The sequence below is a fragment of the Hymenobacter norwichensis DSM 15439 genome (assembly GCF_000420705.1).
GTDB lineage: Bacteria > Bacteroidota > Bacteroidia > Cytophagales > Hymenobacteraceae > Hymenobacter > Hymenobacter norwichensis.
On the sequence record NZ_ATVL01000007.1, the window covers coordinates 380,864 to 406,221 of the forward strand.

The window sequence follows — 25,358 nt, forward strand, 5'->3', positions numbered from 1 at the left end:
ACGGGTGCTACCTCAGCAAGGTAGCACCCTTATACAATCAGCCAAACCAGCTAATTACATATTCCGGCGGTACTGCCCGCCGACTTCAAACAGCGCGTTCGTAATCTGACCGAGCGAGCAGAACTTCACGGTTTCCATGAGCTCCTCGAAGAGGTTGCCGTTGGCAATGGCTACTTGTTGCAGCTGCTTCAGGCGCTGCTCGGCGGTGCCTTCGTTGCGGGCGTGTAGGTTCTTGAGCATCGTAATTTGATACTGCTTTTCTTCCTCCGTGGCGCGGATTACCTCGGCCGGAATGACCGTGGGCGAGCCTTTCGAGGAGAGGAAGGTGTTCACGCCGATGATGGGGTACTCGCCGGTGTGCTTCAGCATCTCGTAGTGCATGCTTTCCTCCTGAATCTTGCCCCGCTGATACATGGTTTCCATGGCCCCGAGCACGCCGCCGCGCTCCGTGATGCGGTCAAACTCCATCAGCACGGCTTCTTCCACTATGTCGGTAAGCTCCTCGATGATGAAGGAGCCTTGCAGCGGGTTTTCGTTTTTGGCCAAGCCCAGCTCCCGGTTGATGATGAGCTGAATGGCCATGGCCCGGCGCACCGATTCCTCGGTGGGCGTGGTGATGGCCTCGTCGTAGGCGTTGGTGTGCAGCGAGTTGCAGTTGTCGTAGATGGCATAGAGGGCCTGCAACGTGGTGCGGATGTCGTTGAAGTCGATTTCCTGCGCGTGCAGGCTCCGGCCGCTGGTCTGGATGTGGTACTTCAACATCTGCGAGCGGGCATTGGCGCCGTACTTCAGCTTCATGGCCTTGGCCCAGATGCGGCGCGCCACGCGGCCAATTACCGCATACTCCGGGTCGATGCCGTTGGAGAAGAAGAACGACAGGTTGGGCGCGAAGTCGTTCACATCCATGCCCCGGCTCACGTAGTACTCCACAAACGTGAAGCCGTTGCTGAGCGTGAGAGCCAACTGCGTGAGCGGGTTGGCGCCGGCCTCGGCAATGTGGTAGCCCGAAATCGACACCGAGTAGAAGTTGCGAACCTTCTCCTTGATGAAGTATTCCTGCACGTCGCCCATCAGGCGCAAGGCAAACTCGGTGCTGAAGATGCAGGTGTTCTGCGCCTGGTCTTCCTTCAGAATGTCGGCCTGCACGGTGCCGCGCACCTGGCTGAGCGTGCGCGCCTTGATGGTGGCGTACACGTCGGCGGGCAGCACCTGGTCGCCGGTTACACCGAGCAGCATCAGGCCGAGGCCGTCGTTGCCGGCCGGTAGCTCGCCCTGGTAGCTCGGGCGCACCAAGCCTTTCTCTTGGTACAGCTGGTTGATTTTGGCTTCCACTTCCGCCTCCAGGCCTTGTTCCTTAATATACAGCTCACACTGCTGGTCGATGGCGGCGTTCATGAAGAAAGCAGCCAGCTGTGCAGCGGGGCCGTTGATGGTCATCGACACCGAGGTGCTTGGGTTGGCGAGGTTGAAGCCGGAGTACAGCTTCTTGGCGTCGTCGAGGCAGGCGATGCTTACGCCAGCGTTGCCGATTTTGCCGTAGATGTCGGGCCGGTGGTCGGGGTCTTCGCCGTAGAGCGTCACCGAGTCGAAGGCCGTGCTCAGGCGCTTGGCCGGCAAGCCCGCCGACACGTAGTGGAAGCGGCGGTTGGTGCGCTCGGGGCCGCCTTCGCCCGCAAACATGCGGGTGGGGTCTTCGCCTTCGCGCTTGAACGGGAACACGCCGGCGGTGTAAGGGAATTCACCGGGCACGTTTTCCTGGAGCTGCCAACGCAGCAAGTCACCCCACGCGGTGTAGCGGGGGAGGCTTACCTTCGGAATCTGCTGGTTGCTGAGGCTGGTGGTGTGTGTCTGAATGCGGATTTCTTTGTCGCGCACCTTGAACACAAATTCCGGCGCTTTGTAGGCGGCTACTTTTTGCGGCCAGGCCTCCAGAAGTTTCCAGTTCTGTCCGTCCAGCCGAAGCTTGACCTCTTCGAAGGTGCTCTCCAAGCCGGCCACGAGTGCTGCTGGTGCGAGTCCGTGGCTGCCGTCCCCAGCGCCAGATCCTCCAGGTTGCTGCTGTCCGAAGCCTGCTCCGAGGCTTTCAACGGCTCCGATGGCTTCCCGGATTCCGAAGAGCTGCTGGGCCACTGCCGATTGTTTATCAACCCACTGGTCATATTGATGGATGGTTTCGGTGATTTCGGAAAGGTACCGCGTGCGGTGCGGCGGAATGATGTAAATCTTCTCGGAGTCCTCCTTCGAGGTTTCGAGCTGCGACGCGAACGGCACGCCGGTTTTCTGTTCTACGGTGGCAAGCAGCGCTCGGTACAGCCGGTTCATGCCGGGGTCGTTGAACTGCGAGGCGATGGTGCCAAACACCGGCATGTCGTCCAGCGGCTTGTCCCAGAGGCCGTGGTTGCGCTGGTACTGCTTGCGCACGTCGCGCAACGCGTCCAGTGCCCCGCGCTTGTCGAACTTGTTGAGGGCAATAACGTCGGCGAAATCGAGCATGTCGATTTTCTCTAGCTGCGTGGCCGCGCCGTACTCAGGCGTCATCACATACAGGCTGGCGTCGGAATGCTCGATAATTTCGGTGTCGGACTGGCCAATGCCGGACGTTTCCAGGATAATCAGGTCGAAGTCGGCGGCGCGTACCACGTCCACGGCGTCCTGCACGTACTTACTCAGTGCCAAGTTGCTCTGGCGCGTAGCGAGGCTGCGCATATACACCCGCGGCGAGTTGATGGCGTTCATCCGGATACGGTCACCGAGGAGGGCGCCGCCGGTTTTGCGCTTGCTCGGGTCCACGGATATAATGGCAATGGTCTTCTCAGCGAAATCCATCAGGAAACGCCGCACCAGCTCATCCACCAACGACGACTTACCTGCGCCACCCGTACCCGTAATGCCGAGGATGGGTGCTTTCTTGCTGGCGGTAGGAGTGGAGTCGATGCGCTGATCGGCCTCACCTTCCGATTTCTGAAACTCGGAAATCAGCTGGCCTTTCACCCGCTCGAACTCCTGCGGGAAGTTTTCGGCGGCCGAAATCAGGCGGCCGATGCTACGGGCGTCCTTCTCTTTTACGTGGCCGGCTTCGCCGTTCAGGTTCTGGCCAGTCGGGAAGTCGGAGCGTTCCAGCAAATCGTTGATCATGCCCTGCAAGCCCATGGCGCGGCCATCGTCGGGGGAGTAGATGCGGGTGATGCCGTGCTTCTGCAACTCCTCGATTTCGGAGGGCAGAATCACGCCGCCGCCGCCACCGAAGATCTTGACGTGCCCTGCGCCGCGCTCTTGCAGCAGGTCGTACATGTACTTGAAGTACTCGTTGTGGCCGCCTTGGTAGGAGGTAATGGCAATGGCCTGTGCGTCTTCCTGAATGGCGCAATCCACGATTTCCTGCACCGAGCGGTTGTGGCCCAGGTGAATAACTTCGGCGCCGCTGCTCTGGATAATGCGGCGCATAATGTTGATGGCGGCGTCGTGCCCATCAAAGAGGGCCGCCGCCGTGACGATACGAACGTGGTTCTGGGGCTTATACGGAGCTACGGGAGCTGCTTGCATAGCAGGTAGGATTGGGTGGAAATTGGGGTAGCGAAGGTACGAAAAAAGCCCCGGCGGGTAGGCGCGGGGCTTTTGATACTGTGCTAGCAGCTAAGTCTAACTTTTCTTTAACTATTAATGTCAGCTGGTAAATATACATTAAGCAGGACACCCAACTGCTCAGCTAAATCCTTTGCAAATATTGTTGCCTCCTGCAACTCCGATAAAGGGAATGTTTTGATAACTATACCGGTACTAGAGTGAGCAACGGACAGCATTATAATAATTTCCTCATTGCGCTGGGAAGCGTCGTTCCAAATACCCCAACTAGACCGTGACGAAGGTGTAGTATTGGGTTGAATAGAGGAAAAATACTTTAGCGTTATGCCTACAATAGGTGGTAGTGGTTTCCAACGGCCTAGTGAATAGCCTATGGCAGAATAATAAGTGCGTTGGGTTTTCTGCACTAGGTCCAACTCCATTCCCGATTGCACCAACCAAGTTGCCCCAATACTTGCCAATGCGATACCGGCTGCTAATACTGGCTTGCAGCCTAACAGTAATAATAGAAAGAAGACGACAAGTGGAGCTACAAAGGCCAACCCAGCTACCGGACCTCTAGTAAGTCGAATCGGCATGAGCAACTGAGTATGTAAGAACGATGACAAAGAAATTTTGCTGTAAATTCACTTGTGTTTTACCGCAGTTCCGCTAGCCGCAGCCGGAACCCCGGCAGCACCTCTTCGCCGGACAGCTCGTTGTCGAAGCCCTGCACTACTTCTGGTTCCGGCTGGTTGAGGCGGTAGAGGTAGGCCGTTTCGGTTTCAGGTACAATGAGCCACGCCAATCGGGCACCGTTGCGGAGCCAATCGAGCATTTTGGCTTGTAAGGTTTTCGTGGAGTCGGAAGCGGATTTCAGCTCTACCACAAACTCCGGGCAAATCGGCGCAAATTTATCCTGTTGCTCCATAGTCAGCGCGTTCCACTTGGCAGCTGACACCCAAGAAGCGTCCGGCGACAATACGGACGTGTCGGGGAGTGTAAAGCCGGTGTTGGAATCGAAGTATTCTCCTAGCTGCGGATTCTGTTCGCACCATTTGCCCAATTGAAAAGTTAGGCGGGCATTACGTTTGCCGGAACGGCTACCGGTGGGGGACATAATTAGGATTTCATGTTGAGCACTGCGTTCAATTCGTAGCTCAGGATGTTGTTGGCAAAACTCAAAAAACTCATCGTCCGACATACCTGCCAGTAGGGGGCTGCGGAGCGTAATGACGTCTTCAGTGATGGTAGGGCGCATGGCAAGGAAGGGTTAGCTGCTTGAAGTTACGCAAAAACGACACAGCCGAACCGCTCGAAAGCAGTCCGGCCGTGTAGAATAGAAACCACTGTAACCTACTTCGTGGCCTTTTCTTCCAGCTCCTGCAACAGCTGGTCGGCGGCCTTCTCGATGTCGGTGTAGCCTTGCTGAGCAGCGCGTTCTTTGGCGGCTAGCAGGCCGTCGCGGTGCACGGTTTCGAAGTCGCCGTAGGGGAAATGGTAGCGGCCTTTGGTGTCTTCGCCCTTGCTCATATCCAGGCCTAGGTGCCACTGGCCGTACTCGGCTATTTCGTGCTGGTCCAGATACTTGTTTTCGGCGTTGGGTTTGGGGTTGTGCTGGCCCCAATGACCTTCATCGTTCTTTAGTTTGCCTTCTTCAATGAGGCGTTTGGCGAATTGCACGGCGGCGGGGTTCAGTTCAATGCTCATGACGTGGGAGACGTTAGTAGGGGTGAACAGACAAGCTGGCGCGGCGGTGCCGCGCTAGGTGCTTACGCTGCGGCCTGCTTTCCGTTAAGGCTGAGCTAGGTGACGAAACGGCCGTTCGGCCGCTGAAACTACACGAATTGATGGCCGCCATTCTCCCCAGCCTTACGGGCGTCCAGGTCGCGGTTGAGCTGGAAGGCGGCGCTAATCAGGGCCAAGTGGGTGAAGGCCTGCGGGTAGTTGCCAATCTGCTCCCCCTGCGGCCCAATCTGCTCGGAATACAGCCCCAGCGGACTCGCAAAGCCTAGCAGCTTCTCGAACAACAGGCGGGCCTTATCCAAGTCGCCGGCCCGTGAGAGGTTCTCGATGTACCAGAACGAGCACATCGTGAAGGTGCCTTCCTCGCCATTGAGGCCGTCGGAGGCGCCGCCCTCAGCGTGGTAGCGAAACAGCAAAGAATCGAGAAGTAGCTCCTTTTCAATGGCGCGCATCGTGGATTGCCAGCGTGGCTCGGCAGGCGTAAACATGCGCACTAATGGCATCAGGAGTACGTTGGCATCCAGCACGTTGCTGCCCTTGAACTGCACGAAGGCCTGCTTTTCTTCGCTCCAATAATTGTTGTAGACCTCCGCGTAAATCTCGTCGCGGACGCGCAGCCACTCCACCAACGGCGCCGGAAACGACCGGTCGCGGGCAATGCGGATGGCGCGGTCCAGGGCCACCCAGCACATCACCTTGCCCGAAATAAACTGCCGTTCCTCATCGCGCACTTCCCAAATGCCATGGTCGGGGCGCTGCCAATTTTCAGCCACAAAATCAACGAGGCGACAGACGTGCTGCCAGAAGTCGTAGGTGATGGCGCCGCCGTACTTGTTGTAGAGGTAAATGGTGTCGAGCAGCTCCCCGTAGATGTCGAGCTGAAACTGCTTGGCGGCCCCGTTGCCGATGCGGACAGGCTGCGAGTCGCGGTAGCCGTTGAGGTGGGGTAACTCCTTTTCGGGCAAGTCGGCGGTGCCATCTACGGCGTACATCAGCTGCAATTTTTCCGGGTTTTCCAACTGGTCGAGCCGCTCCATGATCCAGCGCAGAAAGGCCTTGGACTCCTGAGTGAATCCCAGCCGCAGAAACGCGTACATAGTGAAGGCCGCGTCCCGAATCCAGGTGAAGCGGTAGTCCCAGTTTCGGTCGCCGCCCACGGCTTCGGGCAGGCCGAACGTGGCGGCGGCTACCGTGGAGCCGTATTGCAGCGAGGTCAGGAGCTTGAGCGTGATGGCCGAGCGGAGCACTGTTTCGCGCCAGCGGCCAGTGTAGGTGCTGCTTTCCACCCATTCGCGCCAGAAACTGAGCGTGTCTTGGAAGGCGGCTTCGGTGTAGTGCTCTAGCTCGCGGGCAATGAAACTAGGGTCGTCAACGGGCGTGGCCTCAATCACGAAGCTGGCGGTTTCGCCCACATGCAGCGTCCAGGTGCCGGTGGCTTCGCCCTGCGCGTTGGCTTGGAAAGATTGATTGCCGAGTAAGCGAAATTGAAAGCCGTCTTTGCCTTGGCTGCGGAACAGCAGACTGCCATTGTCCTGCCGCTCCACTTCGTGTTCGGCCCGGCCGTAATCAAAGCGTGGGGCGCACCGCATTTCAAATGGCATGCTGCCCTTGATAATACGCACAGTGCGTACCACGGCGCAGTTTTGCTCGTGGCGCTTCACGGGCATGAAGTCGGTCAGTTCGGCAATGCCTTCTTCGGTGAAAAAGCGGGTGAGCAGAATGCCCGTATCCGGCAAGTACAGCTGCTTGCTGCGCACCTCGTCGCCCACCGGGTGTAAGTGCCAGTGGCCGCCTTTTTCGGCGTCGAGCAGCGAGGCGAAGATGGTGGGGGAGTCGAAGCGAGTGAAGGATAGGTAGTCGATGGAGCCGTTTTTGGCAACCAGCGCTACGGTGTGCAGGTTGCCAATGAGGCCATAGTCTTCTAGCGGTAGGTAACCGGGCATATAGTCTACAACAGGTGGAGTTAGAGGAATACCTGCTAACGAATAATTGCCGCTACCTGACGAGCCTGCCCATAATTTTTCCCTTGGAAACCAAACAGTCGGACCATCCACAGGATGATCCGACTGTTTGTGAAAAGCTGGAAAACGCCTACCGTTAGTGGGTTGCGGCAGCCTTGGCTTTGGTTTTGGGTTTCACGTCCGGAATTAGGTTGTGCGGGTTGATAACGAACTTCTTGGCCACGCCGCTGTCGAATTCGGCGTAGCCCTTGGGCGCATCATCGAGGCTGATGACCTCCACGTTTACTGCTTTGGCAATCTGCACTTTATCATACAGAATGGCCTGCATGAGCTGGCGGTTGTAGCTCATCACTGGGGTTTGGCCAGTATGGAACGAGTGGCTTTTCGCCCAGCCCAAACCAAACCGAATCGAGAGGCTGCCTTTCTGCGCGGCCTCATCTTTGGAGCCGGGGTCCTCGGTTACGTAGAGGCCTGGAATGCCAATGGAGCCCCCGGCGCGGGTGATTTCCATGAGCGAGTTGAGCACGGCAGCCGGCACTTCCTTCTTGGAGTCGGTGCCGTGCCCGCTGGCCTCGAAGCCCACGCAATCCACGGCGCAGTCGATTTCCGGTACGCCCAGAATCTGGGTGATTTGCTCGGTGAGCGAAGCGTCCAGCGTCAGGTCTACGGTTTCACAGCCGAACGAACGGGCATGCGCCAAGCGGGCTTTGTTCATGTCGCCGACTATCACCACGGCCGCGCCCAGCAGCTGCGCCGAAGCCGCGGCGGCTAACCCCACTGGTCCGGCCCCGGCAATGTACACGGTGGTGCCAGGCCCTACGCCTGCCTTCACCGCCCCGTGGAAACCCGTCGGGAAAATGTCGCTCAGCATAGTCAGGTCCCGGATTTTCTCCATGGCCTGGTCCTTGTTCGGGAAGCGCAGCAGGTTGAAATCGGCGTACGGCACCATCACGTATTCGGCCTGACCGCCAATCCAGCCGCCCATGTCTACGTAGCCATAGGCGCCGCCCGCGCGGCCCTCGTTCACGTTCAGGCAGATGCCGGTTTTCATTTCCTTGCAGGTACGGCAGCGGCCACACGCCACGTTGAACGGCACCGATACTAGGTCCCCCTTCTTCAGAAACTCCACGTCGGTACCGGCTTCAATTACCTCACCGGTTATTTCGTGGCCCAGCACCAGGCCGGCTGGGGCGGTGGTGCGGCCGCGTACCATGTGCTGGTCGGAGCCACAAATGTTGGTGGACACCACTTTCAAAATCACACCGTGCGTGATTTTCTTGCCTTTCGGGTTTTTCAACTCCGGAAAGGCTATGTCCTGTACCTCGACCTTGCCGGGTTCCAGGTATACTACGCCTCGGTTATCAGCCATAGAGTGGGTGGGTTAGATGCTGAGAAAAGTGAAAAGCCGGGTCAACCGGAACAGAATTTCTACTGGCCCTCCAGCGCCCGCACGCCCGCTTCGGCCACCGTATGGTCGTTTTCTACGGTGTCGCCTGATACGCCAATAGCACCAAAAATCTGTCCCTCACTGTTTTTGAGCGGGATGCCGCCGGGGAAGGTGATGAGCCCACCGTTGGAGTGCTCGATATTGTAGAGTGGGCCGCCCGGCTGCGAGAGGCCCCCAATAGCCCCCGTAGGCATATCGAAGAAGCGGGCCGTCTTGGCCTTCTTGATGGAAATATCGAGTGAGCCAAGCCAGGCGTCGTCCATCCGGATGAAGGCCACCAGATTCGCGCCGGCGTCCACCACAGCAATATTCATCTTAACGCCTAGTTCAAGGGATTTTTCGTGGGCGGCCTGCACGGCCTGTTGTGCTTGCTTGAGGGTGATACCCATAGTGGTTGTATGGTTAGAGGAAGGAAGAATTGAACTACCAACAACGGCATTCCCGCTGCCGAGGACAAGCGCAACGGTAGAATTGCGACGATTCATACCCAGGATTGCGACAATAGTGCAGCTCAATTCCTGATTTGCTAGCCGGGTTAGCCGGTTTGAGTGGCCTCAACCACGCATTTCTCCGCAAAGCAGGAAGCAGCAAGTAACCATCGGCTCATTAGAGGACGACTTGAGTGGGCTGCTTATGGCGCTCGGCAGGATTGGGATGAAGCTCGACAGTAAACTATAACAATACCAATATTAATCAGTAATAATATATTAATTTATTAATTGATTTGTGCAAAAAGTATACATTGCCAGCGTTTTCTGAATGGAAAATACAAGTAGCTGATTTAGTGAGGATAGCGTCGGAATAAGCTGTTTGAATTGTGTTGGTTTAACGGCGGTATAATTCAAAAAAATGGATTATCGTTTCAATGGTCTGATGTCTTGTTTTGCTTGGTGCCTTACTAATAGCTCTCCCTGAAGTTGGCAGTGTGCTGCAACCGAGCTATTCTCTTCTCACTTACACATCAACATTTAGTACTCTATGACACTACCTTTTACCCGAGCAACCAACCGGCCTTGCTTACAGAAAGCCCTGATAAGGTCGGCTGGTTTAGTGGCCGTATGCGGCGGTTTGCTGGCTTCTCAGTCGGCGCAGGCGCAGGACTACTTCATCCGGGACGACTTTCGAACGAACAGTTCGACTACGTTTCGAGTAGGAGGGGATGCCTCGTTAACGAACCCCGGTTCCACTGGCGACACGGGTTACTTGCGGCTGACTTCTAGCGTCAGCAACCAGAGGGGCTTTGCTATTTCCAAGCAGACCTTCAATCCGGCAAACGGCTTCAGTATCTCGTTTGAGTATTTCTCATACGGCGGTACCACCAACGACAGCCAATTGGCCAAGGCCGATGGCATCAGCTTGTTTCTCATTGACGGAAGCATTGTAACCGATGCCACTAACTTCGTGCCCGGCGGCTACGGCGGTTCGTTGGGTTACGCCCAACTTGTGGCAGGTTCCACCAACATTGCGGGTGCTGCCGGGGGCTTTCTTGGCATCGGGCTCGACGAATTTGGGGGCTATTCCGTTGCAAACGAAGGAAAAAGTGGTGGAACTGCTGCTCGGGTAATTTCCGGGGTGGCTATTCGGGGAGCTGGCAACGCTACTACAAGCGCCACCGCTTATCCGTACATAACTGGCGCCCGCACGGCTACCTACACGGTTAGCGGCGGCACCCGCAATCTGACATCGGGCTACGGTATTGATGTGCCTACTACCCGCGCCCAAAGCAACTCGGTGGATTACCGGCGGGTATTTGTGGACGTGTTTCCGGTTAGCAAAGGCTCTACCACCTACAAAGTCACGGTGCGAATTCAGAACGGCCCAACTACCGTTTCTACTGTTATTGACAACTACTCCTTCACCTCGGCCACCCAGGTGATGCCCTCGAGCCTGCGTATCGGCTTTGCGGCTTCCACGGGTGGTAGTACCAACTTCCACGAAGTCCGGGACCTGCAAATTGTGCGGCCTCCCGTGGCCAACAACGATGTAGTTGGTACCGCATACAATGCGCCAATTACGTTCAGTCCGCTCAACAACGATGAAGCCTCGGGCAGTACCCTTGATGTGGCGACGCTGGACTTAAATCCCAGCACTGTAGCCATCGACAACAGCCTGCTAGTGCCAGAAGGTAGATTCGACATCGGTAGCAACGGTGTAGTTACGTTTACGCCATCAGGTACTTTCTCTGGAACGTTCACGGTGCCGTACACGGTACAGAGTATCCTGAAGTCCATTTCCAACCAGGGCACTATCACCGTGGTGGTATCGGGGGCCGACGTGGCCACGGCCCTCAACGGCCCGGCAGTAGCCAACACCGGCTCGATGCTCACCTATACCTCCACCACGTCCAACGTGGGGGTGGAAACGGGGAACAACATCATACCCAAGCTGACGCTGAACGGAGACATTACAGTTACTACCTCGGCAGCCTACACGTTCAGTTCCACTGGTACGGGCGCAGCCAAAGTTACTACCGTTACCTTCCCCACCATTGCCTCCCTGTCGCCAAGCAGCGCCCCGGTTGACAACTCCGTGAACTTCGTTCTGAACTCAGGCAGCGTAACGGGCAGCGCGTTCTTTACCAGCACGGTGCCCGACCCCGACAAAGATAACAACACTGCCACCCTAGCTACCTCGGGCTACAATCCCACGGCTACTGCCACCGGCTGTGGCGGGCCCGGCACCGATGGGCCAGGCCCGATAGGGGTAGGGAGCGTCGACGGCACTATTATCAATACCTATTTTCAGGGGCGGAACTCAGTGGCTGCCGGCACCAAAACCATTACGCTGGTCGGGTCGGGTACCGGGTACAGCAAGCCCCTCATGCCCGGCGACCTGGTGCTGATTATGCAGATGCAGGGAGCCGACATTACCACAACCAATTCCACTGCTTACGGAACGGTCAGCAACGTAACCGCTGGTACCTATGAATACGCAGTAGTGGCTCCGAATACCAATGTGACTTACACCAACGGCGGTACCTTGGTGCTAACCAGAGCGCTAGTGAACAACTACATGGCGGCAGCAGCCACCTCTGCGGCCGGTCCGAGGCGGTTTCAGGTTATCCGGGTTCCGCAGTACTCCACCTTCGACGCCACCCGGGGAATAACTACCGGGGAGGCTTGGAACGGTACAACGGGCGGAGTACTGGTACTTGATGTGGTAGGTGCCACCACATTTGGCGCTACCAACACTATGCGCTTCACCATGACTGGCAAAGGCTTCCGAGGCGGCGGCGGGGTCCGCTACGCCGGTAATGTCTCCTATAGCAGCACAGAATACCGGAACGCGGCTGCGACTAAAGAGGGTGTCGGTGCCCACGGAGCCAAGGGCGAAGGCATTGCGGGCACTCCGCGCTACGTATTTCAGGATGCAACTACCTCGCTTGATTTAAGTACAGACGCGTATCCGGGCGGTAGTGTTGGCCGGGGCGCACCCGGTAATGCCGGCGGCGGTGGCACCGATGCCACGGTCCTCACCAACGCCGGAAACACGGGCGGTGGCGGTGGCTCCAACGCAATAAATGCCGATAACGGTGGCAAGGGCGGTAGCTACAACACAACGGCAACCGGTGGCATAGGGGCTGTTGCGCCAGGTCTGTCGTCAGCCACCCGGCTGTTTATGGGTGGCGGTGGCGGCGCGGGCAGCACGGGTATTACTGGTACTGAAGGCAGCGGCAGCGGGGGCAACGGGGGCGGTATTGTCATCCTGCGCACCGGCACAGTATCCGGCACGGCTACTATCAGTGCTAATGGCAGCAATGCGGTAAGTGCCGGGTCTGGTACCCCAGCCACCGGCAACGCGGCCGGTGGCGGCGGTGGCGGCGGCGCGGTACTCATAGCCAGCACGGGCTCCATGGCCAACCTGACCCTCGCCGTTAATGGTGGCGCAGGCGGCAGCACGGCTTCTAATAGCACCTTTATTTCTTATGGTGCAGGTGGTGGCGGCAGCGGTGGGGTAAGCTACAACAATGCAACCTCTATGACACTGGACCCATCTGCTACCGCTATTACTGGTGCCAATGGCACTGCCAAAGCTGGTACTGCTGGTGCCGTTGCCAATGGTGCGGTTGCCGGTAACGCTGGTCCCGTGTCTGCCCGGGATGCGGCCCAAAACGGCGGCATTTCGTCTATTGGCTGCCGCCCTATTCTGGCTGCTACGTTGCGGGCCAATACACCGCAGGTGGTGCGCAGCAGTGCCATGCAGGCTACCTATACCCTAACCGTAGCAAATAGCGGCGGAGCTGCCTCCGGCGTCAAGGCGCTAGTGGCGCTGGCCAACGCTACCAACCCCAGTGGCGGGGCCGGCTCGCTCTTCAAATACAACAGCACGGTATCGGCTACCCTCACCCTCACCGATAATACGGTGGTAAACCTGAGCACTACAGCCGGCGCCCTGAACTCCTACACGGGCCCTGGTGCCGAAGACGCCAACCCCAGCTTCAGCGACATTGACCTGCCCGCCGGTGCTATCCTGACCATCAAGTTTCTGGTGGATCTCAATACTGCGGTTGAAGGCAACGTAGCCTACCAGTCGGACGCGCAGATTACCTATCTGGACCCCACGCGCACGGTGGCGGCTACCACTGTTTCGCCGGGTGGCACTTACACAGGTACCGGGCCGGTGCCCGGCAGCAACTACTTAGGAGCCAGCTCCACGGCCGAAGACGTGTCGGTGGCGCGGCCCCTGCCGGTTGAGCTGAAGCAATTCAGTGCCCTAGCTATCCGGCAGGATGCCAGCCTGACTTGGGTCACCGCTTCTGAGCGCAACAGCGACCGGTTTTACGTGGAGCGTTCCTTGGATGGCGCCCATTTCGAAGTGATTGGCTCGCGCAAAGCGCAGGGATACAGCTCCACCGACCATACCTACCAGTACCTGGACGCCAACGCGGCCCTGCAAGCCGTTGCCTCGGTGGTGTACTACCGCCTGCATCAGGTAGATACCGATGGTGCCAGCTCCTACAGCCCCGTGCGGATGGTGCGGTTCCAAAAAGGCCTGCAAGCGGCCATCAGCCTGTACCCTAATCCCGCCCAGACCCAGCTGACGCTCAACCTAAATGCCGTGCCGGCCGGCGAATACCAGGTTAGCATCCTCGACATGGCCGGCCGGGTCATCAGCCAGTTCACGCTGGCGGGTCAGCAGGCCCATGAGCTGCCAGTCCGCAGCCTGTTGCCGGGTTCCTACATCGTGCAGGTGAAAGGCGCGGGCACAACCAGCACGCTGCGTCTGCTGCGCGAGTAGTGCCGACATAGTCCCACAGCAAAGAAAGGCCCGGCACACGCCGGGCCTTTCTCTTTCAGGTAGATACGTGCGGCGGACCGGGGTAGCTACTGTTGCAGTCAACTGTACCGGCCGGGGGACTCCGGCGGCGTTTGGCAACTAGCCGACCCGCTTTGCCGTGGTGCCTGAGTGTCGCCGGATGGGAACTAGGCCGGCCAATAGCAGGTGCGCGGCCCGATATTCTATTTTTGCGCCCGCAAACTCGTACCTTTGGCTCGTTGCGCTTTTTCGCGCCGGCAGGCCGGACGTCGCTTTCACTCTTAACTGGCCGTGTGGCGGAGCTTCTCAGCGCTGTCCAACGCTGGCACCCTCAAGCCTGCGCGCTTCGGCGCCAAGCTTTGGGTAGGCAGTGAAGAGAGGCAGGCAAACGGTAAAAGCGCTACGGAAGGTAGAAAAGTACACTAAAAAAGAACAGGAACGGCCCGGGTAGATACAGCGAAAACGCTTTGAACTACTCTCGAATCGTATTATAAAACACTAGTGAAGAACATCCGCAATTTCTGCATCATTGCTCACATCGACCACGGCAAAAGCACCCTGGCCGACCGTCTGTTGGAGTTCACCAGTACCGTGGCCAAGCGCGACATGCAGGCTCAGTTGCTTGACAACATGGACTTGGAGCGGGAGCGGGGTATCACCATCAAGAGCCACGCCATTCAGATGCAGTTTCCCTATAAAGGTGAAATCTACACCCTGAACTTGATTGATACACCCGGCCACGTCGATTTCAGCTACGAGGTATCGCGCAGTATTGCGGCCTGTGAGGGTGCTTTGCTGATTGTGGATGCTTCGCAGGGTATTGAGGCGCAGACGATTTCCAACCTATACCTGGCTATCGGGGCCGACTTGGAGATCATTCCGGTGCTCAACAAGATTGACCTGCCCCACGCCATGCCCGAAGAAGTGTCCGACGAAATTGTGGACCTCATCGGCTGCGACATAGAAGATATTCTCCATGCTTCCGGCAAAACCGGCATTGGCATCGAGAACATTCTGAATGCCATTGTGGAGCGGGTGCCAGCCCCTAAAGGCGACCCGCAAGCGCCGCTGCAAGCCCTTATCTTCGACTCGGTTTTCAACTCGTACCGGGGCATCGAAGTACTGTTCCGCATCAAGAACGGCACTATGCGCAAGGGCGATAAGCTCCGCTTCATGGCTACCGGCAAGGAGTACGGTGCTGATGAAATCGGTATCCTCGGCCTCAACCAAGAGCCTCGCCTCGAAATGATGGCCGGCAACGTGGGCTATCTGATTTCGGGCATCAAGGAAGCGCGCGAAGTGAAAGTGGGGGATACCATCACGCACGTAGCCAACCCAACCAAGGAGGCCATTCAGGGCTTTGCCGACGTAAAGCCGATGGTATTTGCCGGTATTTACCCCGTAGATACCACCGAGTATGAAGAGTTGCGTTCGTGCATGGAAAAGCTTCAGCTCAACGATGCCTCGCTGGTGTGGGAGCCTGAAACTTCGGTGGCGCTGGGCTTCGGCTTCCGCTGCGGCTTTCTGGGCATGCTGCATATGGAAATTGTGCAGGAGCGGCTGGAGCGGGAGTTCAACATGACGGTGATTACCACTGTGCCCTCGGTGCAGTTCCACGCCATCGGAACCAAAGATCAGGCCCTGACCATCAACGCGCCGTCGGAAATGCCGGAGCCGAACATGATCAAGCTGATTGAGGAGCCCTACATCAAGGCGCAAATCATCACCGCTGCTGATTACGTAGGCCCCATCATCACGCTGTGCATGGAGAAGCGCGGCATTATCAAAGGCCAGAGCTACTTGACTTCGGAGCGGGTGGAAATGAGTTTCGAGCTACCGCTGTCGGAGATTGTGTTCGACTTTTTCGATAAACTCAAGACCATCAGCCGCGGTTATGCTTCCCTTGACTATGAGCTGATTGGCTTCCGTGAGTCAGATATGGTGAAGCTAGATATTCAGCTTAATGGCGAGAAAGTAGACGCCTTGTCGGCCATTGTGCACCGCTCCAAGAGCTACGAATGGGGCCGCCGCCTCTGCGAGAAGCTTCGGGAGCTACTGCCGCGTCAGATGTTTGAAATTGCCATTCAGGCCAGCATTGGGCAAAAAATTATTGCCCGCGAAACCGTGAAGGCCCTGCGCAAAAACGTAATTGCCAAGTGCTACGGCGGCGACATTAGCCGCAAGCGTAAACTACTTGAAAAGCAGAAAGAAGGTAAAAAGCGGATGCGCCAAGTCGGTTCCGTAGAGATACCCCAAGAAGCCTTCTTGGCTGTATTGAAGATTGATTAATACCTGAAACGCGGCTTTTTCGGAGCCGCGTTTTTTGTGCCCAATAGATTTTTTCACCTCATACACTTCTTGACACGGTGTGCTATGACTTACCATCAATCCAATGTCTGCCAGCCTCACCCAGAACTGTACGAGCGAAGCTCAACTAGAGAAAATTATTAAAGGCCAGGAGCGCAAATTCCGGTGGCGGGATGATTGGCCCGCTATGGAAAAAGAACTGATGGAAGCCGGCACCGCCGCCATCCGTCTGCACGAAGAGAAGAAGAACGAAACCCCGGCCAACCAGCCGCAATAACTTACTGCCCATGACCATGGCCCCCGACGCCACCACCTACCAGCTTATCGACGGCAAGCAAACTGCCGAAACCATCAAAGCGGAAATAGCCGCCGAAGTAGCCACCATCAAAGCTGCCGGTGGCAAAGTGCCGCACCTTGCCGCCATCCTCGTCGGCCACGACGGCGGCTCCGAAACCTACGTGCGCAACAAGGTATTGGCCTGTGAGCGGGTTGGGTTCGAGAGCACCTTGCTCCGCTACGAAGACGACATAACCGAAGCCGAGTTGCTAGCCAAAGTGGAGGAGCTGAACCAGGATGCCAGTATTGATGGCTTCATTGTACAGCTGCCGCTGCCCCGCCATATTTCCTCGGAAAAGGTATTGGAAGCGGTGCGCCCCGAAAAGGACGTGGATGGCTTTCACCCAATGAACCTGGGGCGAATGGTGGCTGGCCTGCCAGCGTTACTGCCCGCTACGCCTTCGGGCATTGTGGAACTGCTGCGCCGCTATAAGCTGCCTACCGATGGAAAGCACTGCGTGGTAATCGGGCGTAGCAACATAGTGGGTACACCGGTTAGTATTCTGTTGGCTAAGAACTTAGAGCCTGGTAATTGCACAGTTACTTTATGCCACTCCCGCACGCAGAACCTGGCCAGCATCACAAAAACTGCTGATATTCTGGTGGCCGCTCTGGGCCGGCCGGAGTTCGTCACGGCCGACATGGTGAAGCCAGGCGCCGTAGTTATTGACGTGGGTACGACCCGCGTGGAAGATGCCAACCGCAAAACGGGTTGGGCGCTGAAAGGCGACGTCAAATTCGATGAAGTGGCTCCGCTTGCCTCGTACATCACGCCGGTGCCCGGCGGGGTCGGCCCCATGACTATTGCCATGTTGCTACTCAATACCTTGAAAGCATGTAAAGGCGAGGTTTATCCGCGCTAAAATCCAATATATAGCGCTCCGAGCTTTTGAATTTCAGGGCGTTGTACTACTTTTAGAGTCAGGTTGCTGGAACGAAAACCGAATGTGCACACGTTCGGAACAACGGCCAACTACCTGGCTTTACTTGTTTGAATACCGTTTTGCTGCACGAACTTCCTCTTGTATTGGGCCCCTCAAACCTGGCCGCGGCCCCACTACTTGTCCTGCCCGTAATGGAGCAGTTTTATACCATTCAGGGTGAAGGCTACAACACCGGGCGCGCTGCCTACTTTGTCCGCCTCGGCGGCTGTGATGTGGGCTGTGTTTGGTGCGACGTGAAAGAATCATGGGATGTAGATGCCCACCCACGCTTAACCCTCGACGTCATTGTAGCCGCTGCTACTGCACATGCCGGCCGCAATGTAGTAGTTACAGGTGGGGAACCGCTAATGCACAACCTGGGTCCCCTAACCCAGGCCCTACACGAAGCGGGCTGTCAGAACTGGATTGAAACGAGTGGCGCCTATCCGCTCAGCGGGGAGTGGGACTGGATTTGTGTGTCACCCAAGAAGTTTAAAACACCGCTACCCTCTGTGCTGGCCGAGGCTCACGAGTTGAAGATCATTGTGTTCAACAAGTCGGACTTTAAATGGGCCGAAGAACACGCCGCGCTGGTAGGGCCAGAATGCCGGCTGTACTTGCAGCCTGAGTGGAGTAAATCCGCGCAAATGATGCCGCTTATTGTAGACTATGTAAAGGCAAATCCGCGTTGGCAGGTCTCGTTGCAGACCCACAAATTTCTTGATATCCCTTAGGCTTCTGCTTTATGCGCCGATTGTTATCAGTGCCGCTGCTGTTGGCCTGCACCTTGCTGCCACTGGGAGCCGCGGCGCAAGCCTCCTTGAGCACCACCAATACCAAGGCCCGCAGCCTCTGGGACAAGGCGCAGTCTCAGGCCAAAGAGCGCAACTTCGATAAAGCCATTGAAACCCTCACGGTGCTCAATGAGAAGTTTCCGTCGCTGGGGGAGCCGCACATCATGCGCGGTTCGTTGCTGAAAGCTATGGGTGAAAACCGTCCGGCTTTCGAGGCCTATCGTGACGGCTTGGCCAAGCTACCCATGGACTCCAATAGAGCCACCGATTACTTTAACCTCGGTGAACTGGCTATGAGCTTCGGGGAGTATCAGATTGCGGCCGATAGCTACAAACGGTTGCTGAAATCGGGACCTAAAGGCCAGCGCAACGCCGCTCGGGCCCAGCGTCAGCTGCTGAACTGTGAGTTTGCCTTAAAGGCCATAGCCGCTCCCGTTGGTGTGCAGCCCCAGCGGTTGGGGGCCCCGCTCAATACCTTCCGGTTTCAGTACTTCCCCGCGCTTACTGCCGATAACCGTTTCCTGCTGTTTACGGGCCGCCCAACTGCGGAAAGCGGCGAAGACCTTTTCATTGCCAAAACTAACAAGGACGGTTCCATTGGCGACCCGGCCTCCATTTCGTCCTTCATCAATACCCCCTATAACGAAGGTGCCGGCACTATTTCAGGCGACGGAAAAACCCTGGTGTTTGCTTCCTGCGACCGGCCTAATTCTGTAGGAAACTGCGACTTGTATATTTCGCGGCGAACCGGTAACAACTGGAGTAAGCCGCTGAATCTGGGGCGCACGGTCAACTCACCCGAGTGGGACTCTCAGCCCACGCTGTCGGCGGATGGGCGCACGCTGTACTTCACCTCCACTCGCCGGGGCGGCCAAGGTCAGGAAGACATCTATGTGACTACCCTAGGCGCCGATGGCAACTGGAGCCCGGCCCGTAATGTGGGCCAGCCCGTGAACACACCCGGCAAGGATATGGCGCCCTTTATTCACGCCAGCGGCACCACGCTCTACTACGTCACTGACGGGCTGGTGGGCATGGGTGGCCTGGATGTGTTTCGCTGTGAATTGCAGGCCGCTGGCCGTTGGAGCGAGCCGCAAAACCTCGGCTATCCGCTTAATACTCACGAGAATGAGGCCTCGCTCTTCATTGCTTCCGATAACCGACGCGGCTTTTGCTCACGCTCTAGAGCAACCGAGCCAGGTGTTCGGATGGAGCGGGAGCGACCGGTAGAACTGTTTGCGTTTGAGGTGCCGCCGTCCGTCCGTGCGCGCGAAACCAGCACCTACACCCAAGGTCGGGTGTTCGATGCGGCCACCAAGAAGCCCATTAAAGCCGACGTACAACTCTACGACCTGAATACTGACGAACTAACTCAGTTTGTCACCTCGGACGCAGAAAACGGGGATTACACGGTGGTATTGAACGAAGGCCGGCAGTACGCTATGTACGCCGCCGCCGACAAGTACCTGATGAAGAGCCTCAGCTTCGACTACTCCGACAAGCACGCCTTCGACCCGCTGACGCTCGACATCTATTTAGAGCCGGTGCGCTCGGGCCGTAGCATCGTGCTCAACAATCTGTTCTTCGATACCAATCAGTACGAGTTGAAGCCCAAGTCGCGAACGGAACTCAACCGGCTAGTGGGCTTTATGAAGCAGTACCCCGATGTGCAGGTGGAAGTCAGTGGGCACACCGACGACGTAGGTTCTGACGACGATAACTTGGCCTTGTCGCAGAACCGGGCGAAGGCTGTATACACGTATCTGCTCAGCCAGGGCGTGAAAGCCGAGCGTCTCCGTTTCAAGGGCTATGGCGAAAGCAAAGCGCTGGTCGCAAACGATTCGGAGGCACACCGGCAACAAAACCGCCGAATAGAGTTGCGCATTCTCTAACATTATTTACATGCATAAAGCCCGGCAATACAAATTGCTGGGCTTTTTTTATTTGTAGTATTTCTTTTTAATTGAACTATTAAGTTGCTGAGGATGAAGTAAACAATACACTTTCATCAAACTAATAGATTAGAATAGTTATAAATTTTCGTTTTATTTTTAAATATTCTCGTATATTTGGACATTCCAAAGTAGATAGGATGTTGCCAGTATCTGACTGCTTTAGGAGTTTGAGTTAATCATTGTTTACCCTTTAAAATCATGCTATCATGAAAAGACCCCTTTTACTTGCTGGGTTTGCGCTTATGTTGGGTGTTGCCACCTATGCTGCTACCGACCGGGAAGCTTCCATTAAAACCAGAGCTACGGCCTTGGCCCGTATTCAGGTAGAGAAAGCCCACCTCGACGAAGGACAGTACGTACAGGTTAAGACCCTGAACATCCGGATGCTCACGGAAATGGAGAACCTGAAAACCCATTTTGCGGCCGAGCCCGCCATCCTCGATGAGCGTCTGGCGGTAGCTCAGGCTCGCTACGAGCTAGAGCTAACCGCCCTAATGCGGCCGGCGCAGCTAGCCTTGTTCAACCAGGCCCGCAACAACATGACTGCCCTTACGGAACCGCGCTAGCAAGTCACTGCGTAGCAGCGTTGTGCTCACGTGCGGGACATAGCGCTGCCATGTAGGCAGACCATTACCTGCGTCGATAGCTAGGTGAAAATTAGTACTTACCGGTCAAGCTGGTTACGATGGCCTCAGTGATACATTAGCTATAGTAAGCGAATGGTAATGAATGTGCTAATACAGTAACGTTTGCGTAAATAAATCAATAATAATATTTGTGTTTATTTGATAAAATGGTATATTCAGTACAAGATATTCATGGATGCGCATAATAGCACTTCCTGAAGCTCAACATTTCCGTTTTTCCAACCCCAAATTCCCGTTATTATGAAAAACTTTTCCACTCTTGTAGCATTAGCTCTACTGGTAAGCGCTGCCCAGCCTGTGGTAGCTGGTCCTGGCGACCAAGGCAAAGCCGAAGCACGTGCTACCCAGTTGACCAAGCAACTGGCTCAAAAAGCGCAACTCAGCGAAGGTCAGTACGTGAGAGTGCGTCAGCTCAACCTGCGCATGATCACAGAAATGCAGGAACTGCAAGCAAGCCTGGCTACTGATCCGGTAGCTCTCGATAAGAAAATGGCCGAATTACAGTCACACTATGAGTGGGACCTTACCGCCATCATTGGTCCACGTCAGATGGTTGCTTACAACCAAGCCAAAATCAACCAAATGGCGTTCAGTGGCCGGTAGCCCCCGCAACAGTACCGCACAAAAAAGCCGGCCCTCCACGGAGGGTCGGCTTTTTTGTGCGGTACTGCTACTTGCCTTAGCGGTTTTCGATGCTCTTGTAATCGCGCTCCAATTCGCCAGTATAAATCTGTCGTGGGCGGCCGATAGGCTCTTTGTTTTCGCGTAGCTCTTTCCACTGGGCAATCCAGCCGGGAAGGCGGCCGAGGGCAAACATAACAGTGAACATCTCGGTAGGGATACCCAACGCTTTGTAGATGATGCCCGAGTAGAAGTCTACGTTCGGGTACAGCTTGCGGTCAATGAAATACTGGTCGGTAAGGGCAGCTTGCTCTAGCTCCTGCGCTATTTTCAGCAGTGGGCTGTCTTGCATACCAAGGGCTTGTAGCACCTCATCGGCCGCTTTTTTGATGATTTTGGCGCGCGGGTCGAAGTTCTTATACACCCGGTGGCCGAAGCCCATGAGGCGAAATGAATCATTCTTATCCTTGGCTTTAGCAATGAACTTGCTGGTGTCACCACCATCGGCTTCAATAGCCTCAAGCATTTCAATTACCTCTTGGTTGGCGCCGCCGTGCAGGGGACCCCACAGGGCATTGATACCTGCCGATACCGAGCCGTAGAGGCTGGCATTGGCTGAGCCCACAAGGCGCACAGTGCTGGTCGAGCAGTTTTGCTCGTGGTCGGCGTGCAGGATGAGCAGCTTGTTCAATGCGCTTACTACCACCGGGTTCTGCTGATATTGCTCAGTGGGGTAGCTGAACATCATATACAAGAAGTTGGACGTGTAGTCCAGCTCGTTGCGTGGGTATACGTATGGGTGACCCACCGAATTCTTGTAGCTCCAAGCCGCAATGGTAGGCAGCTTGGCGATAAGGCGCACGATATTCAGATTCAGCTCTTCCTTGCTCAGCTCTGGCGCAATGCTCTTGGGGTAAAAGGCGGTGAGCGAACATACAATAGACGACAAAATGCCCATTGGATGAGCCGACGATGGGAAACCATCGAGAATTTTGCGGATGTCTTCGTGTACCAAGGAGTGCTGGGTTACCTCGTAGCTGAAGGCATCGAACTCGGCTTGGGTAGGTAGCGAACCGTAAATCAGTAGGTAGGCAACTTCCAGGAAAGTCGATTTTTCGGCTAGCTGCTCGATGGGGTAGCCCCGGTAGCGTAGAATGCCTTCTTCGCCGTCGAGGAACGTAATGGCACTCTTGGTAGCACCCGTGTTCTTGTAGCCGGGGTCGTAGGTAACGTAGCCGGTCTGGTCGCGCAACTTCCCGATGTCGAATGCTTTTTCGTGTTCGGTACCTTCAATGACGGGGAGAGTAATCGATTTCCCGTCGAGGATAATCTCAGCAGATTCTGCCATAAGAGAGAGGGGTAGAAGGGTGGTTCAGGGCGAAAGCGAAAGAATTGCCGGCACACTAAGCGCCGATTGATTCTATACTACCATATACCCTATTGTGTTGTTTAGGTGAGAATGTATTGTAAAGAAACACAGTGACATAAATTTCACATCACTGCCAACGGTACTTCAGGGGAAGAAGCGAAAATTCGCCTCCATCATTTTGAAGGCGCTATGATAAGCCCTAACGAGTGAAATGCCAATGAATAAGTGGATATTCTTAGCACTCCGTCGAACTTACTTGCCAATGCAGAACTGTGTGAAGATGCTGGTGAGTAAATCATCAGAAGAAATTTCGCCAGTTATTTCGCCCAGTGCGGCCAGTGCCTGGCGTAGGTCGGCGGCCAGCAGCTCGGTGCCGGTACCGCTGCTAATACCTGCCAGCACGGCATCCAGCGCCACCGCCGCCGATTCCAGACTGCGAGCGTGTCGGAGATTGGTGACGATGGTACTGCTGCCGGCCCGGTCAAGGCCTTCACCCCGAACCCGGCTTAGCAATACTTGGCGCAGTTCGTCGAGGCCGTCGCCGCGGCTAGCGGCAATCAGCACCGTATCCGGCCGCGTTTGGAAGGCAGTTAGTTCTTCCTCGGAAGCTACGTCTAGCTTGTTGCCAATGGCTAATACGGGCGTGGTAGAAGGCAAGTGCAAGTCATCAATCTGTGCTTGAAGTGAAACTGGATTAGTATCCGTCAAATCAAACAGATATATGATGATAGCGGCCTGCTGTACTCGCTTCAACGTTCGCTCTACGCCAATGGATTCCACTAGGTCGGTGGTGTCGCGCAGGCCAGCAGTGTCTACAAAGCGGAAGCGGATGCCATCCAGGCTTACTTCGTCTTCAATCAGGTCGCGGGTGGTACCCGCTACTTCCGATACAATGGCACGCTCTTCGTTGAGCAGGGCATTGAGTAGGGTGCTTTTGCCCGCATTAGGCCGGCCGGCAATAACGGTGGTTACGCCGTTTTTGATGACGTTGCCCAGCTCGAAGGAACGCAGCAACCGCTGTACTAACCCGCGAACTTCCGTCAGTAGCACCAGCAGGCCTGAACGGTCGGCAAACTCCACGTCTTCCTCCCCGAAGTCGAGCTCCAGTTCCAGCAATGCCGCAAACTGTACCAGCCGGGCGCGCAGGTCTTTCAGCTCACGCGAGAAGCCACCCCGCATCTGCTGCATGGCTACTTGGTGCGAGAGTTGCGAGTCAGCGGCAATCAGGTCGGCTACGGCTTCGGCTTGGGCTAAGTCGAAAGCGCCGTTCAGGAAAGCCCGTTTGGTGAACTCGCCAGCCTCGGCTAAGCGGGCTCCTTGGCGAGTGAACAGCAGTAGCAGTTGCTGCACAATGTAGTCGGAGCCGTGGCAGCTGATTTCCACCACATCCTCGCGGGTGTAAGAATTGGGGGCCCGGAACAACGACACCACCACTTCGTCGATGATGCGGCCTTCGTCGCGGATGGTGCCGTAGTGCAGGGTGTGGCTGGGTTGTTCTGCTAGGGCTTTGCCACTGAATACGGCATCGGTCAGGCTGATGGCAGCAGCGCCGGAAAGACGGACCAGCGCAATAGCTCCCGAGCCGGGCGGCGTAGACAACGCAACAATGGTATCGGAAAGCGCGGGGGGTAAGGCAGCCACAAGTGCAGGTATGGAAAGTAGGGCAAAGGTACACAAGCCAAGCAACCCCGAATTAAGGGCAGATTAAACTGCAAATGGCAAGAAAGCTAGCTAATCGGCCACAAATAGATTGCGGCCAACTTCTGGGGAGAGCATTATAATTTTGTCTTGGTTGATCCTGACTTCCAAAGAATTGTCGAAGCTGATTTTATCCAGTACTTCAATACCGGAACCCAGCTTCAGACCAACCTTATCGAGGTATTGCAGGAAGGAAGGGGACGTGTTTTTTACGGCCATCAACTGGCCTTGCTCACCCGGCATGAGGTCGGCTACCAAGCGGTTCTGAGGGCGCGGCATGGCACCATCTTCCGTCGGAATAGGGTCGCCGTGTGGGTCGAGGCGCGGGAAGCCCAGAAACTCGTCGAGGCGGCGCACCAGCAGCAGCGAGTCGATGTGCTCCATCTGCTCGGCCACTTCGTGCACCTCGTCCCAGTTGAAGCCGAGCTTCTGCACAAGAAACACCTCCCACAGCCGATGCTTGCGGATAGTCAGCAACGCCAACTGCCGGCCTTCCTGAGTGAGCGATACGCCCCGGTACCGCTGGTAATGCAGCAGGCCCTTCTCCCCGAGCCGCCGCAGCATATCCGTCACCGACGCCGGGCGCGTCTGCAATACCTCGGCAATGCCGTTGGTGCTGACGTCGGTGCCCGGCGCGGCTTCGCTTAGCTTGTAGATGGCCTTCAGGTAGTTTTCCTCGGTGAAGCTGGGCATTTTTAGGCATTAAGAATCAGGAATAAATACTTAAGAATTAGCTG

18 protein-coding genes are annotated in these 25,358 nt (G+C 56.2%); 8 read left to right on the plus strand and 10 right to left on the minus strand.

Translation table 11 applies throughout. The annotated features are described in order from the left end of the window. Nucleotides 1–54: 54 nt before the first annotated feature. The 7 genes from G536_RS0107785 to G536_RS0107810 all read right to left on the minus strand — a co-directional run bounded on the left by G536_RS0107785 (nucleotide 55) and on the right by G536_RS0107810 (nucleotide 9,104). Nucleotides 55–3,543 carry a methylmalonyl-CoA mutase family protein gene (locus tag G536_RS0107785; RefSeq protein WP_022823026.1) on the minus strand — a complete coding sequence of 1,163 codons (3,489 nt, stop codon included), beginning with the start codon at nucleotides 3,541–3,543 and terminating at the stop codon, nucleotides 55–57. Nucleotides 3,544–3,650: 107 nt separating this feature from the next. Next, nucleotides 3,651–4,160, minus strand: coding sequence for a hypothetical protein (locus G536_RS26865; RefSeq protein ID WP_022823027.1), 510 nt, complete (start codon nucleotides 4,158–4,160; stop codon nucleotides 3,651–3,653). A gap of 59 nt (nucleotides 4,161–4,219) precedes the next feature. Then, nucleotides 4,220–4,822: a Uma2 family endonuclease gene (locus G536_RS0107790; protein WP_022823028.1), complete on the minus strand. Its 603-nt coding sequence runs from the start codon at nucleotides 4,820–4,822 to the stop codon at nucleotides 4,220–4,222. A 95-nt stretch (nucleotides 4,823–4,917) separates the two neighbouring features. Beyond that, on the minus strand, nucleotides 4,918–5,271 hold the full coding sequence (locus G536_RS0107795; RefSeq protein WP_022823029.1) for a hypothetical protein: 354 nt from the start codon (nucleotides 5,269–5,271) through the stop codon (nucleotides 4,918–4,920). A gap of 128 nt (nucleotides 5,272–5,399) precedes the next feature. After that, on the minus strand, nucleotides 5,400–7,250 hold the full coding sequence (locus tag G536_RS0107800) for a glycoside hydrolase family 15 protein (protein ID WP_022823030.1): 1,851 nt from the start codon (nucleotides 7,248–7,250) through the stop codon (nucleotides 5,400–5,402). 154 nt (nucleotides 7,251–7,404) lie between these two features. Then, nucleotides 7,405–8,637, minus strand: a complete 1,233-nt coding sequence (gene fdhA / locus G536_RS0107805; protein WP_022823031.1) for a formaldehyde dehydrogenase, glutathione-independent — start codon at nucleotides 8,635–8,637, stop codon at nucleotides 7,405–7,407. 59 nt (nucleotides 8,638–8,696) lie between these two features. Continuing rightward, nucleotides 8,697–9,104 carry a GlcG/HbpS family heme-binding protein gene (locus tag G536_RS0107810; RefSeq protein WP_022823032.1) on the minus strand — a complete coding sequence of 136 codons (408 nt, stop codon included), beginning with the start codon at nucleotides 9,102–9,104 and terminating at the stop codon, nucleotides 8,697–8,699. Nucleotides 9,105–9,693: 589 nt separating this feature from the next. On the opposite strand from G536_RS0107810, the gene G536_RS0107815 reads away from it, so the two are divergent. The 8 genes from G536_RS0107815 to G536_RS0107850 all read left to right on the plus strand — a co-directional run bounded on the left by G536_RS0107815 (nucleotide 9,694) and on the right by G536_RS0107850 (nucleotide 21,536). Continuing rightward, nucleotides 9,694–13,953, plus strand: coding sequence for a T9SS type A sorting domain-containing protein (locus G536_RS0107815; RefSeq protein WP_084708529.1), 4,260 nt, complete (start codon nucleotides 9,694–9,696; stop codon nucleotides 13,951–13,953). A gap of 519 nt (nucleotides 13,954–14,472) precedes the next feature. Further along, nucleotides 14,473–16,260, plus strand: a complete 1,788-nt coding sequence (gene lepA, locus G536_RS0107820) for a translation elongation factor 4 (protein ID WP_022823034.1) — start codon at nucleotides 14,473–14,475, stop codon at nucleotides 16,258–16,260. Nucleotides 16,261–16,363: 103 nt separating this feature from the next. Then, nucleotides 16,364–16,555, plus strand: a complete 192-nt coding sequence (locus G536_RS0107825; protein WP_022823035.1) for a hypothetical protein — start codon at nucleotides 16,364–16,366, stop codon at nucleotides 16,553–16,555. A 10-nt stretch (nucleotides 16,556–16,565) separates the two neighbouring features. Continuing rightward, complete coding sequence (locus G536_RS0107830) at nucleotides 16,566–17,477, plus strand: bifunctional 5,10-methylenetetrahydrofolate dehydrogenase/5,10-methenyltetrahydrofolate cyclohydrolase (protein WP_022823036.1); 912 nt, start codon at nucleotides 16,566–16,568, stop codon at nucleotides 17,475–17,477. Between the two features lie 212 nt (nucleotides 17,478–17,689). Further along, nucleotides 17,690–18,271 carry a 7-carboxy-7-deazaguanine synthase QueE gene (locus tag G536_RS0107835; RefSeq protein ID WP_084708576.1) on the plus strand — a complete coding sequence of 194 codons (582 nt, stop codon included), beginning with the start codon at nucleotides 17,690–17,692 and terminating at the stop codon, nucleotides 18,269–18,271. Between the two features lie 11 nt (nucleotides 18,272–18,282). Then, nucleotides 18,283–20,223 (plus strand): OmpA family protein, encoded by a 1,941-nt coding sequence (locus G536_RS0107840; protein ID WP_022823038.1) that lies wholly within the window; start codon nucleotides 18,283–18,285, stop codon nucleotides 20,221–20,223. 269 nt (nucleotides 20,224–20,492) lie between these two features. Further along, on the plus strand, nucleotides 20,493–20,852 hold the full coding sequence (locus G536_RS0107845) for a hypothetical protein (protein ID WP_157530487.1): 360 nt from the start codon (nucleotides 20,493–20,495) through the stop codon (nucleotides 20,850–20,852). Between the two features lie 321 nt (nucleotides 20,853–21,173). Then, complete coding sequence (locus G536_RS0107850; protein WP_022823040.1) at nucleotides 21,174–21,536, plus strand: hypothetical protein; 363 nt, start codon at nucleotides 21,174–21,176, stop codon at nucleotides 21,534–21,536. A 76-nt stretch (nucleotides 21,537–21,612) separates the two neighbouring features. On the opposite strand, the gene G536_RS0107855 is transcribed toward G536_RS0107850, so the two are convergent. From G536_RS0107855 to G536_RS0107865, 3 genes are all read right to left on the minus strand, one after another. Next, nucleotides 21,613–22,902 carry a citrate synthase gene (locus G536_RS0107855; RefSeq protein ID WP_022823041.1) on the minus strand — a complete coding sequence of 430 codons (1,290 nt, stop codon included), beginning with the start codon at nucleotides 22,900–22,902 and terminating at the stop codon, nucleotides 21,613–21,615. 273 nt (nucleotides 22,903–23,175) lie between these two features. Further along, nucleotides 23,176–24,564 carry a tRNA uridine-5-carboxymethylaminomethyl(34) synthesis GTPase MnmE gene (gene mnmE, locus G536_RS0107860; RefSeq protein WP_022823042.1) on the minus strand — a complete coding sequence of 463 codons (1,389 nt, stop codon included), beginning with the start codon at nucleotides 24,562–24,564 and terminating at the stop codon, nucleotides 23,176–23,178. A 90-nt stretch (nucleotides 24,565–24,654) separates the two neighbouring features. Continuing rightward, nucleotides 24,655–25,314, minus strand: coding sequence for a metal-dependent transcriptional regulator (locus tag G536_RS0107865; RefSeq protein WP_022823043.1), 660 nt, complete (start codon nucleotides 25,312–25,314; stop codon nucleotides 24,655–24,657). Nucleotides 25,315–25,358: the final 44 nt, after the last annotated feature.

What these genes read in the sequence shown, in the direction of transcription:
- G536_RS0107785 (WP_022823026.1), bottom strand. Translation starts at nt 3,543, where the DNA reads ATGCAAGCAGCTCCCGTAGCTCCGTATAAGCCCCAGAACCACGTTCGT.
- G536_RS26865 (WP_022823027.1), bottom strand. Translation starts at nt 4,160, where the DNA reads ATGCCGATTCGACTTACTAGAGGTCCGGTAGCTGGGTTGGCCTTTGTA.
- G536_RS0107790 (WP_022823028.1), bottom strand. Translation starts at nt 4,822, where the DNA reads ATGCGCCCTACCATCACTGAAGACGTCATTACGCTCCGCAGCCCCCTA.
- G536_RS0107795 (WP_022823029.1), bottom strand. Translation starts at nt 5,271, where the DNA reads ATGAGCATTGAACTGAACCCCGCCGCCGTGCAATTCGCCAAACGCCTC.
- G536_RS0107800 (WP_022823030.1), bottom strand. Translation starts at nt 7,250, where the DNA reads ATGCCCGGTTACCTACCGCTAGAAGACTATGGCCTCATTGGCAACCTG.
- fdhA (WP_022823031.1), bottom strand. Translation starts at nt 8,637, where the DNA reads ATGGCTGATAACCGAGGCGTAGTATACCTGGAACCCGGCAAGGTCGAG.
- G536_RS0107810 (WP_022823032.1), bottom strand. Translation starts at nt 9,104, where the DNA reads ATGGGTATCACCCTCAAGCAAGCACAACAGGCCGTGCAGGCCGCCCAC.
- G536_RS0107815 (WP_084708529.1), top strand. Translation starts at nt 9,694, where the DNA reads ATGACACTACCTTTTACCCGAGCAACCAACCGGCCTTGCTTACAGAAA.
- G536_RS0107825 (WP_022823035.1), top strand. Translation starts at nt 16,364, where the DNA reads ATGTCTGCCAGCCTCACCCAGAACTGTACGAGCGAAGCTCAACTAGAG.
- G536_RS0107830 (WP_022823036.1), top strand. Translation starts at nt 16,566, where the DNA reads ATGACCATGGCCCCCGACGCCACCACCTACCAGCTTATCGACGGCAAG.
- G536_RS0107835 (WP_084708576.1), top strand. Translation starts at nt 17,690, where the DNA reads ATGGAGCAGTTTTATACCATTCAGGGTGAAGGCTACAACACCGGGCGC.
- G536_RS0107840 (WP_022823038.1), top strand. Translation starts at nt 18,283, where the DNA reads ATGCGCCGATTGTTATCAGTGCCGCTGCTGTTGGCCTGCACCTTGCTG.
- G536_RS0107845 (WP_157530487.1), top strand. Translation starts at nt 20,493, where the DNA reads ATGAAAAGACCCCTTTTACTTGCTGGGTTTGCGCTTATGTTGGGTGTT.
- G536_RS0107850 (WP_022823040.1), top strand. Translation starts at nt 21,174, where the DNA reads ATGAAAAACTTTTCCACTCTTGTAGCATTAGCTCTACTGGTAAGCGCT.
- G536_RS0107855 (WP_022823041.1), bottom strand. Translation starts at nt 22,902, where the DNA reads ATGGCAGAATCTGCTGAGATTATCCTCGACGGGAAATCGATTACTCTC.
- G536_RS0107865 (WP_022823043.1), bottom strand. Translation starts at nt 25,314, where the DNA reads ATGCCCAGCTTCACCGAGGAAAACTACCTGAAGGCCATCTACAAGCTA.